16 protein-coding genes and 1 tRNA gene are annotated in these 15,671 nt (G+C 69.0%); 5 read left to right on the top strand and 12 right to left on the bottom strand.

Translation table 11 applies throughout. From position 1 onward, the window contains the following. Positions 1-179 precede the first annotated feature (179 nt). Positions 180-584, top strand: a complete 405-nt coding sequence (locus AB0G59_RS19695; RefSeq protein ID WP_360913212.1) for a TIGR03618 family F420-dependent PPOX class oxidoreductase — start codon at positions 180-182, stop codon at positions 582-584. 4 nt (positions 585-588) lie between these two features. Here the strand turns inward: AB0G59_RS19695 and AB0G59_RS19690 are convergent, their stop codons facing one another. The 5 genes from AB0G59_RS19690 to dnaK all read right to left on the bottom strand — a co-directional run bounded on the left by AB0G59_RS19690 (position 589) and on the right by dnaK (position 5,889). After that, the gene (locus AB0G59_RS19690) at positions 589-1,524 is read right to left on the bottom strand and encodes a hypothetical protein (protein WP_360913210.1); all 936 of its coding nucleotides are present in this window, start codon (positions 1,522-1,524) and stop codon (positions 589-591) included. Between the two features lie 166 nt (positions 1,525-1,690). After that, positions 1,691-2,155, bottom strand: a complete 465-nt coding sequence (locus AB0G59_RS19685) for a helix-turn-helix domain-containing protein (RefSeq protein ID WP_071963000.1) — start codon at positions 2,153-2,155, stop codon at positions 1,691-1,693. Between the two features lie 3 nt (positions 2,156-2,158). Further along, the gene (dnaJ, locus tag AB0G59_RS19680; protein ID WP_360913208.1) at positions 2,159-3,346 is read right to left on the bottom strand and encodes a molecular chaperone DnaJ; all 1,188 of its coding nucleotides are present in this window, start codon (positions 3,344-3,346) and stop codon (positions 2,159-2,161) included. Between the two features lie 33 nt (positions 3,347-3,379). Then, positions 3,380-4,036: a nucleotide exchange factor GrpE gene (gene grpE / locus AB0G59_RS19675; RefSeq protein WP_071962991.1), complete on the bottom strand. Its 657-nt coding sequence runs from the start codon at positions 4,034-4,036 to the stop codon at positions 3,380-3,382. Further along, positions 4,033-5,889: a molecular chaperone DnaK gene (dnaK, locus tag AB0G59_RS19670; protein ID WP_071962990.1), complete on the bottom strand. Its 1,857-nt coding sequence runs from the start codon at positions 5,887-5,889 to the stop codon at positions 4,033-4,035. Before dnaK ends, grpE begins: the two co-directional genes overlap by 4 nt. 298 nt (positions 5,890-6,187) lie before the next feature. On the opposite strand from dnaK, the gene AB0G59_RS19665 reads away from it, so the two are divergent. From AB0G59_RS19665 to AB0G59_RS19655, 3 genes are all read left to right on the top strand, one after another. Further along, complete coding sequence (locus AB0G59_RS19665) at positions 6,188-8,458, top strand: (Fe-S)-binding protein (protein ID WP_360913205.1); 2,271 nt, start codon at positions 6,188-6,190, stop codon at positions 8,456-8,458. 115 nt (positions 8,459-8,573) lie between these two features. Beyond that, positions 8,574-9,074: a MarR family winged helix-turn-helix transcriptional regulator gene (locus AB0G59_RS19660; RefSeq protein WP_360913203.1), complete on the top strand. Its 501-nt coding sequence runs from the start codon at positions 8,574-8,576 to the stop codon at positions 9,072-9,074. Between the two features lie 147 nt (positions 9,075-9,221). Then, on the top strand, positions 9,222-10,139 hold the full coding sequence (locus AB0G59_RS19655) for a Yip1 family protein (protein ID WP_360913336.1): 918 nt from the start codon (positions 9,222-9,224) through the stop codon (positions 10,137-10,139). Between the two features lie 78 nt (positions 10,140-10,217). Here the strand turns inward: AB0G59_RS19655 and AB0G59_RS19650 are convergent, their stop codons facing one another. The 3 genes from AB0G59_RS19650 to AB0G59_RS19640 form a co-directional block, all read right to left on the bottom strand. Next, positions 10,218-10,715 (bottom strand): phosphoribosyltransferase, encoded by a 498-nt coding sequence (locus AB0G59_RS19650; protein WP_360913201.1) that lies wholly within the window; start codon positions 10,713-10,715, stop codon positions 10,218-10,220. Between the two features lie 29 nt (positions 10,716-10,744). Continuing rightward, complete coding sequence (dcd, locus tag AB0G59_RS19645; RefSeq protein ID WP_071962992.1) at positions 10,745-11,320, bottom strand: dCTP deaminase; 576 nt, start codon at positions 11,318-11,320, stop codon at positions 10,745-10,747. Positions 11,321-11,405: 85 nt separating this feature from the next. Continuing rightward, on the bottom strand, positions 11,406-11,588 hold the full coding sequence (locus tag AB0G59_RS19640) for a hypothetical protein (RefSeq protein ID WP_071962986.1): 183 nt from the start codon (positions 11,586-11,588) through the stop codon (positions 11,406-11,408). Positions 11,589-11,854: 266 nt separating this feature from the next. On the opposite strand from AB0G59_RS19640, the gene AB0G59_RS19635 reads away from it, so the two are divergent. After that, positions 11,855-11,925 (top strand) — tRNA-Gly (locus tag AB0G59_RS19635). Positions 11,926-12,168: 243 nt separating this feature from the next. Here the strand turns inward: AB0G59_RS19635 and AB0G59_RS19630 are convergent. The 4 genes from AB0G59_RS19630 to AB0G59_RS19615 all read right to left on the bottom strand — a co-directional run bounded on the left by AB0G59_RS19630 (position 12,169) and on the right by AB0G59_RS19615 (position 15,593). Beyond that, positions 12,169-13,329 (bottom strand): XRE family transcriptional regulator, encoded by a 1,161-nt coding sequence (locus AB0G59_RS19630; RefSeq protein ID WP_360913199.1) that lies wholly within the window; start codon positions 13,327-13,329, stop codon positions 12,169-12,171. Between the two features lie 36 nt (positions 13,330-13,365). Beyond that, on the bottom strand, positions 13,366-14,013 hold the full coding sequence (locus tag AB0G59_RS19625; RefSeq protein ID WP_360913197.1) for a hypothetical protein: 648 nt from the start codon (positions 14,011-14,013) through the stop codon (positions 13,366-13,368). A gap of 192 nt (positions 14,014-14,205) precedes the next feature. Continuing rightward, positions 14,206-15,354 (bottom strand): tyrosine-type recombinase/integrase, encoded by a 1,149-nt coding sequence (locus AB0G59_RS19620; protein ID WP_360913196.1) that lies wholly within the window; start codon positions 15,352-15,354, stop codon positions 14,206-14,208. Further along, a complete protein-coding gene (locus AB0G59_RS19615; protein WP_360913194.1) occupies positions 15,354-15,593 on the bottom strand; it encodes an excisionase family DNA-binding protein in 240 nt (79 codons plus the stop codon). The genes AB0G59_RS19620 and AB0G59_RS19615 overlap by 1 nt, the downstream gene beginning before the upstream one ends. Positions 15,594-15,671 lie beyond the last annotated feature (78 nt).

Here is a 15,671-nt window from a genome sequence, read left to right as displayed (position 1 = left end):
CGTGGTACCCACGTTCGGTCCTGCTTTGGCCAACGTGCGATAAGTTGAGTCTATTCCACTCAACCCTGCTCCCGCCAGCGCTCCCGTGTCCCCGGATCGGGCGTACGCGGCGGCGCCGGCCACGGCGGAGGCGGTGGTACCGCCCCGCCGCGGCCACCATCTCGCCTAACCTGACCGTCATGGCGATCGACCTCCGCGACCCCGATCCCGCCTACGTCGACTTCTGGCGAGAGCGGCACGTCTGCACCCTGACCACCCTGCGCCCGGACGGCTCCCCGCACGTCGTCCCCGTCGGCGTCACCTTCGACCCCACCTCCGGCATCGCCCGCGTCATCACCGGCAAGAGCAGCCGCAAGGTCGCCAACGTGCAGGCGGCGGGCCGGGCCGGCGCGCGGGTGGCCGTCTGCCAGATGGAGGGCAAGCGCTGGGCGACCCTCGAGGGCCGTGCCGTCGTGCGCACCGAGGCCGACGTCATCGCCGACGCCGTCACCCGCTACGCCGAGCGCTACCACCGAACGCCCCGCCCCAACCCCGACCGCGTCGTCATCGAGATCACCGTGACGCGGGCGCTCGGCCGGGGCTGAGCCGTCAGGCCAGGGCGCTGCGGATGTCGCGGATCATCATCGCCGGGCGGTGACGGACGTCGGCCGAGGTGAACCGCAGGATGCGGCGGACCTCCCGGCACGCCGCCAGGTCGTTGAACCGTATGACGTCCCGCTGGTGCTGCGCCCTGGTGCCGTGCCAGGTGTATCCCTCGGTCTCCACGGCCAGCCCCTGCGGGCGGAAGAGGAAGTCGGGGTAGACCCGGCGGCCGGTCGTGGGCACCACGAGCATGGCCTGGGTCTCGGGATGGAGCCCGGCGTCGTGTATCCGCAGCCGGGCGAGCGTCTCGGCGGGTGAGCCCGAGCGGGGGTCGGCCATGGCCAGCCACCAGGCGGCCGTCGCGGCGCCGCGCAGGGCCGGGGCCCGGGTCAGGGCGCGGCCGATGTCGTCGAGCGTGGTCAGCGGCCGTCCGCGCGAGCCTGGCGGCCCGGCTCCGCGGCCGTGCCGCCAGCTCAGGGCCGAGTCGACGGCCACCAGCGCCTCGTCCCGCGGTCCCGCCCGCAGCAGATCCGCCATCGTCCGGGCCACGGTGGTCGCCCTCAGCCCGGCCACGACGGTCACATCGCCCGGCGCGAGCGGCAGTCTGTGCAGCGTGGCCCCTTTGAGGGCCGCGGGGCCGGGGCAGATGAAGTCGGGGCGCCCGCCCGGCGGGCCGGTCTCGACGCCGTGCAGCATCGCCGCCGACCAGTGGCTGACCACCAGCTCCGGCCGCAGCAGCTGATGCGTCCACAGCAGCTCCGCCCACCCCGCCTCCCGCCCCGGCACGAGCCACGCCCCGGGCCGGACCCGCGTCCACCCCCCGGCCGTCAGAAAGCGGCTCAGTCGGCCCCGCGTCCACCCCTCGGCCAGCGCCTGCGCCGTGAGCACCACCCCGCCCTGGGCATCGGCCCGGGCCCGCAATGAAGTCTCGTCCCCCGTCATGCTCCGAGTGTCCCGGACCCAGCGTCACCACACCAGGCCTGTGGATAACTCTCCGTAATCAACTCCGGAGGGAAGCAGCCCGGGAAACCGAAAGGGCCGGGAGAGCGATCCGCTCTCCCGGCCCTTTTCGCTGTTCGCTGTTCGCTGTCCGCAGTTCGCTGTCCGCTCAGCGCTCCCGCGGGTCCCGCCGCGGGCGCCAGACCACCAGCGCGCTGGCCTGCTGGACGTCCTGGTAGGGGACCAGGTCCCGGCGGTAGGAGGCGTGGACGGCCGCCTCCGCCTGCTGCATGGCCGTGGCGGCACCCTCGACCGTCGCCTGGAGCTCGGCGACGCGCGCCTTGAGCGCGGCCACCTGGTTCTCCAGCTCGATGATGCGCTTGATGCCGGCCAGGTTGATGCCCTCGTCCTGGCTGAGCTGCTGCACCTGGCGCAGCAGCTCGATGTCGCGCGCGGAGTAGCGGCGACCGCGCCCGGCCGTGCGGTCGGGAGAGACCAGGCCGAGGCGGTCGTACTGCCGCAGCGTCTGCGGGTGCAGGCCCGAGAGCTGAGCGGCGACGGAGATGACGTAGACCGGCGACTCGTCGGTCAGTTCATACGGATACGGATTACGTCGGCGGCCGGTCCCTTCCATGGGTCATGCTCCCTTCGCGGCCTGGAACAGCTCCGCTCGCGGATCCTCGTCGTCGGTGGCATCGCGGTAGGCCTCGAGGGCCTCACGCGCCTTGTCACCGAGGTTCGTGGGCACGGTCACCTCGACGGTGACCAGGAGGTCGCCGCGGGTGCCGTCCTTGCGGACCGCGCCCTTGCCCCGGGCGCGCATGGTGCGGCCGTTGGGCGTGCCCGCGGGCAGCTTCAGGGTGACCGGCGGGCCGCCGAGCGTGGGGACCTTGACCTCGCCGCCGAGCGCCGCCTCCGCGAACGTGACGGGCACGGTGACGGTGAGGTTGTCGTCCTTGCGCCCGAACACCGGGTGCGCGCCGACGTGCACGACGACGTACAGATCGCCGGCCGGGCCGCCGCGCTCGCCCGGAGCACCCTTGCCGCGCAGCCGGATCCGCTGGCCGTCGGAGACCCCGGCGGGGATGCGGACCTGCATCGTGCGGGAGGACTTGGCGCGCCCGCTGCCGTGGCAGACGTCGCAGGGGTTCTCGGGGATCAGCCCCCGGCCCTTGCAGTCGGGGCAGGGGTCGGTCAGGGAGAACCCGCCGCCCGTGCCGCGCGACACCTGGCCGGTGCCGACGCAGGTCGGGCAGACCCTGGGCGTACCGTTTTTGTCGCCCGTTCCGGAGCAGCTCTTGCACGCCGCCGAGGAGGACATCCGCAGGGGGACCGTGGCCCCCTCCACCGCCTCGGTGAAGTTGAGCGTCACCTCGGACTCGATGTCCTGGCCGCGGCGCGGCTGGGTGCGCGTGCCCGCGCCGCCGCCCCGGTTGAACAGGCCGCCGAAGACGTCGCCCAGACCGCCGCCGAAGCCACCGGCACCGGCACCGGCGCCACCGCCGCCCTGGGCGCCCCCGAAGAGGTCACCCAGGTCGAAGTTGAACGAGCCGCCGCCGCCCGGCCCCGGGCGGAAGCCGCCGTTGCCGAACAGGGCGCGCGCCTCGTCGTACTCCTTGCGGCGCTTGGCGTCGGCCAGGACGTCGTTCGCCTCGGAGATCTCCTTGAAGCGCTCCTCGGCCGAGGCGTCGCCCTTGTTGGCGTCCGGGTGGTACTCGCGGGCGAGCTTCCGGTACGCCTTCTTGATCTCCGCCTCGGTGGCGTCCTTGGGGACGCCGAGGACCTTGTAGAGGTCCTTCTCCAACAAGTCCCTGCTCAGGCTCATCCCCGACGTCCCTCCTTCCGGTCAGCCACTGCGTCAGCCCTCTTCCGGGCCACCGCTCTCCTCGTCCGACGCCTCGTCGGCCTTCGGGCTCGCGCCCGGCTGCGGCTCGGCGACCGCGACCCGCGCGGGGCGGATCGTGCGCTCGCCGATCCGATACCCCGGCTGCAGAATCTGCACGCACGTGGTCTCGGTGACGTCGGGCGCGTAGCTGTGCATCAGCGCCTCGTGCACCAGCGGGTCGAAGGGCTCGCCCTCCTTGCCGAACTGCTGCAGGCCCATCTTGGACACGACCGTCTCCAGCGACTCGGCGACGGACTTGAAGCCGCCGACGAGCTCGCCGTGGTCACGGGCGCGACCGATGTCGTCGAGCGTGGGGAGGAGCTCGGACAGGAGGTTCGCGATGGCGATCTCCTTGACCGTGGCCCGGTCCCGCTCCACGCGGCGACGGTAGTTCTGGTACTCGGCCTGGAGCCGCTGGAGGTCCCCGGTGCGCTCGGTGAGCGCGGCCTGGGCCTGGTCCAGCTGTGCCTGGAGGCCTACCTCGACCAGCTCTTCGCCGGGCGCGGCCGGGCCGGCCGGACCCGCCTTGTCGGCGGATCCGGCGGCCTGCGCCGCGTCGTCGGGGGTGGTGGCGTCGGAGGGGCCTTCAGGCTTCTCGTTCTCGTTGAAGCCCGGGGTCTCCTCCGTCACGCCGACGCACCGCCCTTCGGCTTCTCGTCGTCCACGATCTCGGCGTCGACGACGTCGTCCTCGGCCTTGGGGGCACCGGCGCCGGCGGCACCGGCGGCACCCTCGGCGCCCTGCGCGGCCTGGGCGTCGGCGTACATGGCCTGGCCGAGCTTCTGGCTGACCGCGGCGACCTTCTCGGTCGCGGTGCGGATCTCGGCCGTGTCCTCGCCCTTGAGCTTCTCCTTCAGCTCGGCCACAGCGGTCTCGACCTCGGTCTTGACCTCGGCCGGGACCTTGTCCTCGTTGTCCTTGAGGAACTTCTCGGTCTGGTAGACGAGCTGCTCGCCCTGGTTGCGGGTCTCGGCGGCCTCGCGGCGGCGGTGGTCCTCCTCCGCGTACTGCTCGGCCTCCTGGCGCATGCGGTCGACCTCGTCCTTGGCGAGCGAGGAGCCGCCGGTGACGGTCATCTTCTGCTCCTTGCCCGTGCCCAGGTCCTTCGCGGTCACGTGCATGATGCCGTTGGCGTCGATGTCGAAGGAGACCTCGATCTGCGGGACGCCGCGCGGGGCCGGCGGAAGGCCGGTCAGCTCGAACATGCCGAGCTTCTTGTTGTACGCCGCGATCTCGCGCTCGCCCTGGTAGACCTGGATCTGCACGGACGGCTGGTTGTCCTCGGCCGTCGTGAAGATCTCGGAGCGCTTGGTCGGGATCGTGGTGTTGCGCTCGATCAGCTTGGTCATGATGCCGCCCTTGGTCTCGATGCCGAGGGACAGCGGGGTCACGTCGAGGAGCAGGACGTCCTTGACCTCACCCTTGAGGACACCGGCCTGGAGCGAGGCGCCGATGGCGACGACCTCGTCCGGGTTCACACCCTTGTTGGCCTCCTTGCCGCCGGTCAGCTCCTTGACGAGCTCGGCGACGGCGGGCATACGGGTGGAACCGCCGACCAGGACCACGTGGTCGATCTCGGACAGGCTGATGCCCGCGTCCTTGATGACGTTGTGGAAGGGGGTCTTGCAGCGGTCGAGCAGGTCCGCGGTCAGCTGCTGGAACTGGGCGCGGGTGAGCTTCTCGTCCAGGTGCAGCGGGCCCTCGGCGGACGCCGTGATGTAGGGCAGGTTGATCGAGGTCTCGGTGGACGAGGACAGCTCGATCTTCGCCTTCTCGGCGGCCTCGCGCAGACGCTGCAGCGCCATCTTGTCCTTGGACAGGTCGACGCCGTGGCCGTTGGCGAACTGCTTGACCAGGTAGTCGACGACGCGCTGGTCCCAGTCGTCACCACCGAGGTGGTTGTCACCGTTGGTCGCCTTGACCTCGACGACGCCGTCGCCGATCTCGAGCAGCGAGACGTCGAAGGTGCCGCCACCGAGGTCGAAGACCAGAATGGTCTGGTCGTCCTTGTCGAGACCGTAGGCCAGGGCGGCCGCGGTGGGCTCGTTGACGATGCGCAGGACGTTCAGACCCGCGATCTCACCGGCCTCCTTGGTGGCCTGGCGCTCGGAGTCGTTGAAGTACGCCGGGACGGTGATGACCGCGTCGACGACCTTCTCGCCCAGGTAGGCCTCGGCATCCCGCTTGAGCTTCTGCAGGATGAAGGCGCTCATCTGCTGCGGGTTGAAGTCCTTGCCGTCGATGTTGATCTTCCAGTCAGTGCCCATGTGGCGCTTGACCGAGCGGATCGTCCGATCGACGTTGGTGACGGCCTGGCGCTTGGCGACCTCGCCGACCAGCACCTCGCCGTTCTTCGCGAAGGCGACGACGGACGGCGTGGTCCTGGCGCCCTCGGCGTTGGTGATGACGGTGGGCTCACCGCCCTCGAGAACACTGACGACGGAGTTCGTCGTACCCAGGTCGATGCCGACCGCACGTGCCATGTCGATTCCTCCAGCTGACTTGAGTGGAACAGACTCAAGAGTGCAGCACGACCGCAAACCTGTCAACGGACCTGAGTCGGGCCCGCTCAACTTTTATGTCAGTCTTACAGTCAGTCACGGCCGAAAAGCGGAGCGCAAGGCTCCGCCCGGATGGGCCGAACGCCCGTAAGGGTTGCCTTCGCGACACAGATCACCGGCGATGCCGCTATATCGCGCGCGGGAGAGTGAGTAGTCTCGTACGGACTGGATAAGTTACCGCCTAGTAATCCCGCTCTCGCAGGTTCGAGGAGCCCCTCCCATGCAACTCGCCGCGATCATTGTGTCGCTGGTCCTCATCGCGGTCGGCGTCGCGCTGTTCGGCCGTGCCCTCCTGCAGATCTACCGCTTCGTACGGCTAGGCCAGCCCGTACCCGCCGGCACCCGCACCGACGACCCCACGCAGCGGACCGTCACCGTCGCCAAGGAGTTCCTCGGCCACACGCGGATGAACCGCTGGGGCGTGGTCGGCGTGGCGCACTGGTTCGTGGCGGTGGGCTTCTTCTCCCTGCTGCTGACGATCGTCAACGCCATCGGCCAGCTCTTCCAGGCCGACTGGATCCTGCCGATCATCGGCGACTGGGCCCCGTACAACGTCTTCGTCGAGTTCCTCGGCACGATGACCGCGCTCGGCATCCTGACCCTCATCGTCATCCGGCAGCTGAACCGGCCGGGCAGGCCGGGCCGCAAGTCCCGCTTCGCCGGCTCCAACACCGGCCAGGCGTACTTCGTCGAGTCCGTCATCCTCATCGTCGGCGTCTGCATCTTCATGCTGCACGCGCTCGAGGGCGCCCAGCACCACGTGGACGGCTACGAGGCCTCGTTCTTCGTCTCGTACCCGGTCGTCTCGTGGCTGGAGGGGATGGACGTCTCCACGCTCCAGAACCTCACCTACTTCTTCGCGGGTCTGAAGATCGCGACGTCCTTCATCTGGATGATCACGGTCTCGCTGAAGACGGACATGGGCGTGGCCTGGCACCGCTTCCTGGCCTTCCCGAACATCTGGTTCAAGCGTGAGGCGAGCGGCGACGTCGCCCTCGGCGCGCTGCAGCCGATGGCGAGCGGCGGCAAGCCGATCGACTTCGAGGACCCGGGCGAGGACGACGTCTTCGGCGTCTCGAAGGTCGAGGAGTTCTCCTGGAAGGGCATCCTCGACTTCTCCACCTGCACCGAGTGCGGCCGCTGCCAGTCGCAGTGCCCCGCCTGGAACACCGGCAAGCCGCTGTCGCCGAAGCTGATGATCATGGCGCTGCGCGACCACGCGCACGCCAAGGCGCCGTACCTGCTCGCCGGCGGCGGCAAGGATGCCGAGGGCAACGAGAAGGCGTCCGCGGAGCAGCTGAAGGACGTCCCCGCGTCCGCCCTCGCCGAGGCCGAGCGCCCGCTGATCGGGACGCTGGAGGAGAACGGCGTCATCGACCCGGACGTGCTGTGGTCCTGCACCACGTGCGGCGCGTGCGTCGAGCAGTGCCCGGTCGACATCGAGCACGTCGACCACATCGTCGACATGCGCCGCTACCAGGTGATGATCGAGAGCTCCTTCCCGTCCGAGGCGGGCACGATGCTCAAGAACCTGGAGAAGAAGGGCAACCCCTGGGGCCTGGCGAAGAAGCAGCGCCTGGCGTGGACCAAGGAGGTCGACTTCGAGATCCCGGTCGTCGGCAAGGACATCGAGGACCTCACCGAGGTCGACTACCTCTACTGGGTCGGCTGCGCCGGCGCCCTGGAGGACCGCGCCAAGAAGACGACGAAGGCCTTCGCCGAGCTGCTCCACATGGCGGGCGTGAAGTTCGCCATCATGGGCGGCGACGAGGCCTGCACCGGTGACTCCGCCCGCCGCCTGGGCAACGAGTTCCTCTTCCAGCAGCTCGGCCAGCAGAACGTCGAGATGCTGAACATGGCGTTCGGCGAGGATGCGGAGGAGGGCGTCAAGGTCGAGAAGGCGAAGAAGAAGATCGTCGCGACCTGCCCGCACTGCTTCAACACCATCGCCAACGAGTACCCGCAGCTCGGCGGCGAGTACGAGGTCATCCACCACACGCAGCTGCTGCAGCACCTCATCGACGAGGGCAAGCTGGTCCCCGTCACCCCGGTCGAGGGTCTGATCACCTACCACGACCCCTGCTACCTGGGCCGCCACAACAAGGTCTACACGCCGCCGCGCGAGATCATCGCCAAGGTGCCGGGCCTGCGCAACGAGGAGATGCACCGCCACAAGGAGCGCGGCTTCTGCTGCGGCGCCGGCGGTGCGCGCATGTGGATGGAGGAGCGCATCGGCAAGCGCATCAACAACGAGCGCGTCGACGAGGCGCTGTCCCTCAACCCGGACATCGTCTCCACGGCCTGCCCGTTCTGCCTCGTCATGCTGACCGACTCGGTCAACGGCAAGAAGAACGACGGCAAGGCCAAGGAGTCCATCCAGGTCGTCGACGTGGCCCAGCTGCTGCTGGAGTCCGTCAAGACCCCGGCCGAGCCGGAGGACGACGGCGAGCCGGCGAACGCCCCGACGCCGGACCCGGAGCCGGTGAAGTAGGCGGCTTACGCAAGGACGCACGGCCGGGCCCCGCGGATGTTCGCGGGGCCCGGCCGTTGTCGTGACCCCCAACACACTTGATCTCAAGCGTGCTTGAGGTCCTAGCGTCGTTCCCATGACGACGACGCAGACCGCACCCGCCATGGCCGACCCCGCCGCCCCCGTCGACTTCGCCTCGCTCGCCGCCCAGCCCATCGGCTACTGGAGCTGGGTCGCCAACAAGGCCGTCATCCAGCACATCCGGGGGGCGATGGCGCGGGTCGACATCACGCAGTTCCAGTGGTGGATCCTCAACCAGACCGACGCCGCCGGCGGCTCCGGGCTGACGCGGGAGCAGATCCGCGACAGCCTCTGCCCCGTGCTGGACGTCGGCGCGGACACGATCGTCCAGTCGGTCGACAGCCTTCTCGCCCGCGGCTGGCTCTCCGCCGACGACCAGGGCTTCCTGCACCTCACCGACGCCGGGCGGGAGGCCAAGGACCGCACCAAGGAGGTCGTCGCCCGGGTGCGCGGGGAGATCCACGCCGGCATCACGGACGAGGAGTACGTGGCCGCCCTGCGGGTCCTGCAGCGGATGATCGAGAATGTCGGCGGCGGGGAGCCGTCGTCCGTCTGACCCCATGGGGCGCCACAAACCCCCCGCGACCCTGGGCTTTCCCCTAAGGGATGTCACAGCTCGGCCGCAATGCCGGGTGCGTTCCCCCGGGGCCGGCGCCGGGACCTCGCCGGAGCGGGTACGTTCGAAGGCGTGGCTGGATTCAGGATGGGACGCGGGCGGGACCCTCACGGTGCCGACCCCGCGCGGCAAGGACAGCAGGCTCCGTACGGCGGCCAGGGCGCGCCCGGGCAACCCGGCATGCCCGGCGGCGGCTACGGCGGCGGGCAGCAGCAGTGGCAGCAGCCGGGCGGGTACGACGAGCCGGAGTACTTCGGGGGCGGGCACCCACCGCAGCCGCCCCAGCCCCAGCCGGGCTACGGGCAGCAGCAGTACGGCGGCCAGGACCCGTACTACGGGCGGACCGCCGACAACCCCGGCCACACGCAGCAGTTCAGCCTCGGCGAGGCCCCGGACGCGTACGGCCAGTACGACGGCGGTGACGGCTCCTACGGCGCCGCGCCCGCGCCCGCTCCGCCCGCCGGGCCCCGGCTGCACTGGAAGGACCTGCTGAGCGGCATCGTGCTGCGCCCGTCGGCCACCTTCTGGCAGATGCGGGACCACCAGATGTGGGCCCCGGCGCTGATCGTCACCTTCGTCTACGGCCTGCTGGCCGTCTTCGGCTTCGACAAGGCCCGTCAGGACGTACTGAACGCCTCGCTCTCCCAGGTCCTGCCGGCCGTGCTGATCACCGGCGTGATCATGGTGATCGCCGGGTTGATCCTCGGCGCGGTCACCCACACGCTGGCCCGGCAGCTGGGCGGCGACGGGATATGGCAGCCGACGGTCGGGCTGTCGATGCTGATCATGTCGCTCTCCGACGCGCCCCGGCTGCTGTTCGCGATGTTCCTGGGCGGCGACAGCCCCCTCGTACAGGTGCTGGGCTGGGCCACCTGGCTGGCGGGCGGCGCACTGCTGACCTCGATGGTGAGCAAATCCCACGACCTGCCGTGGCCCAAGGCGCTCGGGGCCTCGGCGATCCAGCTCGTCGCGCTGCTGTCGCTCATCAAGCTGGGCACGCTTTAGTCACACGGAAGGGCCCGTTTAGATCCCCAGAGGATCTAAACGGGCCCTTCCGTGTGTTCCATGGCCGCTTCCGCGGTCCTACGCGTCGAGGACCTGGCCCTCGCGGCGCACCACCGGCGGCTCGACCGACCAGGGGAAGTTGATCCAGTCCTCGGTGCGCTTCCAGACGTATTCGCACTTCACGAGGGACTGGGACTTCTCGTAGATCACCGCGGAACGCACCTCGGCCACGTGGCCCACGCAGAAGTCGTGCACCAGCTTGAGGGTCTTGCCGGTGTCCGCCACGTCGTCGGCGATCAGGACCTTCTTGTCGGTGAAGTCGATCTTGTCGGGGACGGGGGCCAGCATGACCGGCATCTCCATCGTCTCGCCGACGCCGGAGTAGAACTCGACGTTCACCAGGTGGATGTTCTTGCAGTCCAGCGCGTAGGCGAGGCCGCCCGCGACGAAGACGCCACCGCGTGCGATGGACAGGATGATGTCCGGCTCGTAGCCGTCGTCCGCGATGGTCTGCGCCAGCTCACGGATCGCCTGCCCGAAGATCGGGTAGGTCAGGTTCTCGCGGATATCGCTCACTGTTGCTCTTCGCCTTGTTCCCTGGTCGGTCAGACCTGCGTGCGGTGGAAATTCTGGAAGGACCGCGAGGGCGTCGGCCCGCGCTGGCCCTGGTAGCGGGAGCCGTGCTTCGCGGACCCGTAAGGATGCTCGACGGGGGAGGTCAGCCGGAACATGCACAGCTGGCCGATCTTCATCCCCGGCCACAGCTTGATCGGCAGCGTGGCCATGTTGGACAGCTCCAGCGTCACGTGCCCGGAGAAGCCCGGGTCGATGAAGCCGGCCGTCGAGTGCGTCAGCAGGCCGAGCCGGCCGAGGCTGGACTTGCCCTCCAGCCGCGAGGCGACGTCGTCGGGGAGCGTGATCACTTCGTACGTCGAGGCCAGCACGAACTCGCCGGGGTGCAGGATGAACGCCTCGTCGCCCTCCGGCACCACCTCACGCGTGAGGTCCGCCTGCTCGACCGCGGGGTCGATGTGCGGGTACCGGTGGTTCTCGAACACCCGGAAGTAGCGGTCGAGCCGCACATCGATGCTCGACGGCTGCACCATCGATTCGTCGAACGGGTCGATCCGCACTCGGCCGGCGTCGATCTCGGCCCGGATGTCCTTGTCTGAGAGAAGCACGAGTCGAGGATACGCAAAGAAGCCGGACAACCTGACAACGCGGGCCCGGGCCGGAGATCGACTCCGGCCCGGGCCCGCGCCGGGCTCACCCCTTCTCGGTGCCCACCGGCACGGAGTGCCGCAGGCGGGCGCAGCGCGGGCAGCGCAGGAGCCGCCCGGGGCCGATCCGGCCGGGACCGAGGTTCTGCATCGGGAACGAAGCGGTGCTGAACACGTGCCCTTCGGCACAACGAACGACGGTGCGCTCCATCGAGCTCCCTTTCCCCATGGCGGCACTGACTGCGTGCCTCCGGCACGACATGAAAGACAAAAGCCACATTAGGGGATGGATCTGGCCGAACTTAACGCGGCACCCCGACAGCCCCCGCCGATGGCCGCACCCCCACGGTACGCCCCAACTCCCGCCCCTCACGCCCGCATCCCCATGCCCGCCACACCCCCCTCACACGACGGAAGGCCACCGCGGCAAGTGCGCCGGTGGCCTTCGATGGGGTAGAGTGTGCGACGATGCGATGCCCCGATGGGCACCTTCGCGCGGGCGTAGTTTAATGGTAGAACATGAGCTTCCCAAGCTCAGAGCGCGAGTTCGATTCTCGTCGCCCGCTCTTCTACGAACCCCCAGGTCAGCGACCTGGGGGTTCGTCGTTGTCTAGACCTCTCTGGGGCCGCCGTGCCCTCCGCGTGCCCTAACTCCACCCGGACGGGGCTCACATGGTGCCGCCGCGCCGCTTTTGAACAGCATGAAGGCATAAGCGTCGCGAATGACGAGACGATCTTTCGGTGATGCGCACCACTGTCCAGGCCTCGGCGTTGCCGCCACATCAGCAAAGCGCCGAGGCCATGAGAGCTCAGCGCACTACCGAGAGCTGCGGACGACGCGGAGCCGTTGCGTGCTGCCCCTGGTCCGGTCTGCCGCCGTCCTGAGCGGTCACGATGAGCCCGAAGATCAGGTCGTTGAGATCCGCAGGCCGCAGGTGAAGGTCCCGAGCGACATCGGCTGGTCGAGTGCCCTCGGCACGCAGAGCGGCGAAGACCTTCCCCAGCACCTGCGAGGTCTCTCGGGGTAGACGGCTCTCCGGCTCCGCCTTGCGGTACCCCAGTCGGCCAAGCTCCACGCAATGAGTTCTGTACTGCCACTCGGTAGTGAGGTTCAGCTCGTGAAGGCGATGGGCGAGGGCCATGGCGGCGACCTTCCATCTCCGCTTGGCCTGCAAGATCCAGTTCGTGCTCGGGTTCCGAGGCGCATAAGCAAGGACATCTGCGCTCGGCATCAGCAAGGCAGCCGCGAACCGATGGGCCTCAGCCTCGGCCTGGGGGCCGTGCGGAATCTGTTCTTCGCCGTGCAGGACGAGGTGACCCAGCTCGTGAGCCGCATCAAAGCGGCCGCGCTCGGCGGTCTTCTCCGTGTTCAGCAGGACGAACGGGATCCCTCGGTCCCAGAACGAGAAGGCGTCGACCTCCGGGCAATCCCGAGACAGCGAGAAGACTCGGACTCCGTGGGCCTCCAGGAGGTGAACCATGTTGGCGATGGGCGCGACGCCCAGGCCCCACCTGGTTCGCACGAGTTCCGCGGCCCGCTCGGCAGAGTTGTCCCCACCTCCCGCCTCACCCGGATACGGGATCTGTCCGTCCTCCCGCAAGCGGCTGAAGGAAGTGAGGCTTGGCAGGTCCGCAGCCGGCAGCCCGAACCGCGCACCGATCCAGTCCTGCAACCCTCGGGACAAACGACCGCTACTGAGCGCGACGTCCCGCTGCGAGGCAGTCATCTTGCTCAGCGCCCGAAAGCTCACCGTTTCCACAGGCAGATCAGCTACCTCCCCAGCGCTGAAGAACGACTCAGGGAACTCCAGTGCCTCGGCGATGGCCGACAACGAGGGCGGGCTCGGGATCGCCCGCCCGTTCTCGAAGTCCGACAGCCTTCGGGCCGTGAGGCCCGCAAGCTGAGCGAGTCGGGTAACAGTGAGCCCCCGGCGCCTGCGCGCCAGGACGAGCCGGGATGCGGTGGTCATGGGAATGTGCCAAAAAGTCGAAGTGGGGAGGACGAGTCAGCCTAGGCGCTCGATGGGGATATCGATGCCGCCCTCGCCATCGTCCTCGTCGGGGAACGGGATGACGCCTTCGAAGTCGAGCCAGGGCAGGATGATCCGCTCCTGCCAGCTGTCGATCTTGCCACGGCTGCCCATGTGATCGGGCAGCGACAGCTCCGAGTACAGCCGCGTCCCCGTATCCGTGTTCACGTGCTGGTAGAGCAGAAACCAGGTGGGGATACCGTCGCCGACATCCTGCGCCTCGGCCTCGACCTCATAGTCCGGGAACATCAGCTGCCGGTTGGTCTCCACCCTCCGGGTGACAGCCGGGCCCTTTGAGTAGCGGGTCGAGGGCGTGAGGGCAGCGAAGCCAGTCTCCCTGCTGCCACTGGAAGCTGTGATGGCGAAGGTCTCGGTCGGGGATATCACGAGCGGCACGTTCACCGGACTCGCGCTGCGCCACCCTTTGGGGATGTAGGTCTCGCGCATGAAGCGGATGGTCCGTCCCCAGAAGATGTTGCCGGGAAGGGAGACGGGGTCGAGTGGCGTACAGAAGCTCCGCTCTGCTTCGGCGCGACGCTGGACGTTCTCGATCTCTTCTGTCGCCAGCCCTAGCTCGGCCAGCCTGTTACGAACCCGAAAATCCTCGACGTGCACGACTGCCATGCCCAGCCCCTCGACGCACAGAGTTGATTTCCGGAAATCCTCCCTCATTTGAGGGAGGAAATCAAGAAGTGCTGCTGGTCAACAACACCCACACCTTCACCCATATGTGGCCAGGATGAGCTGAGTTGACGCCTCCGGGCCCTGAGGCGCCGAGGCGGAACGAGCAAGCCCGCCCGCCTCGGCGCCCTTCAGTCATGCTCCTCGCGCCGCCGCCCTCTCTGCGACCCGGCCTCGCTGCTGGCGAACTTTCTCGTCGATGCCCGCAGCGACTTCCTGCTGCCGCTCACCGTCGGAGTGCTGGTAGATCATCGCCGCCTTCTCCGAGGACTGGCCGGCGCGGACCATCGTGTCCTTGAGGGTGGCACCGGACTGGGTGGACAGGGTGTGGCCGGTGTGGCGGAGGTCGTAGAAACGGAAGCCGTCCGGCAGGCCGACCTGTGCCCGCGCTCGCCTCCACTTGCGGCCGAAGGTGGACCGGCGGAAGGGCGCTCCCTTCTCTCCTACGAACAGCAGGCCGTTCGGGTCCTTCTCCGCGAACCAGTCGAGGTGTCGCTTGACCTCTATATGAAGGAAGGCGGGCAGGTAGATCGTGCGCTTGCCGGCCGCGGACTTGGTGTCGCCCTCGACGCGACGGCCAGAACACAGATCGGGCGCCGCTTCAGTGACCTGGGCGGCGAGGGGCTCGAGCGTGACGTCGGGCCGTCGTAGGGCTGCCTGTTCCTCCGGTCGCATCGGGCCGTAGGCCCCGAAGTAGACCATCAGGCGCCACCGCGGGCCCATGGCGTCGGCGAGGGCATCGACCTGCTCGACGGTCGCGGTCGGTCGTTCCTTCGGCTTCTCGATGCCGGCACCCTTGATACGGCAGGGGTTGCGGCGGATCAGCTCGTCGTCGGTCGCCGTCTGGAGGATGGCCTTCAGCAGGCGGTAGGACTTGGCGGTCGTCGTGGCGCCGGTGGCCTTCAAGCGCTCGGCGCGCCAGGTGCGGACGCCGGGCGGCGTGATCTCGTCGAGGTCGAGCCGCTCGAAGGTGGGCAGGATATGCAGCCGCAGGAGCCTGCGGTACAGCTCGTCCGTTGTGGGGGCCAGGCCGCGCTCCTCGACCCATTTGAGGGCGAAGACCTCGAAGTTCACGGCGCCGACGTCCGGGTCGATCCAGTCTTTGCGCTCGATGTCGGCCTGGGTCAAGGTGAGCCAGGTCTGCGCGTCAGTCTTGGTGTCGAACGTCTCCGGGGCATTGCGGCGGGCGCCGTCAGGCGCCCAGTAGCGAGCCTGCCAGCGTCCGGAGGGCAGCTGTCGTACGGTGCCGAACTCGCGGCGTCGCTGTGTCCGACGCGCCGCCATCAGGCCGCCTTCCCGTAGCGGGAGCGTATGCGGCGCGCGGGCTCGACCGTGTTGGCCTCGATGTACGCGGCAAGCACGCTGTCGGCAATGCGGACGTGGCGTCCGACCTTGACGAAGGCGATGCGGCGCTCGGCGATCAGGCGCCTGATGAAACGTTCCCCCGTGCCGAGGCGCTCGGCGGCTTCCGCCACGGACAGCAGGCAGTCGGACGGGGCAGGGGGCAGTGCAGGTCGGTGCAAGGGGTGTTCCTCATCTGGCACGCGGGCTGGCAGGCCCGTCGCACCGGTGTTGGTCGCTCAGGCATGGGCGAGTTGGGA

It is taken from the genome of Streptomyces sp. NPDC021096, assembly GCF_040641275.1.
Classification (GTDB): domain Bacteria; phylum Actinomycetota; class Actinomycetes; order Streptomycetales; family Streptomycetaceae; genus Streptomyces.
This window is presented reverse-complemented; position numbering and strand designations above follow the sequence as displayed.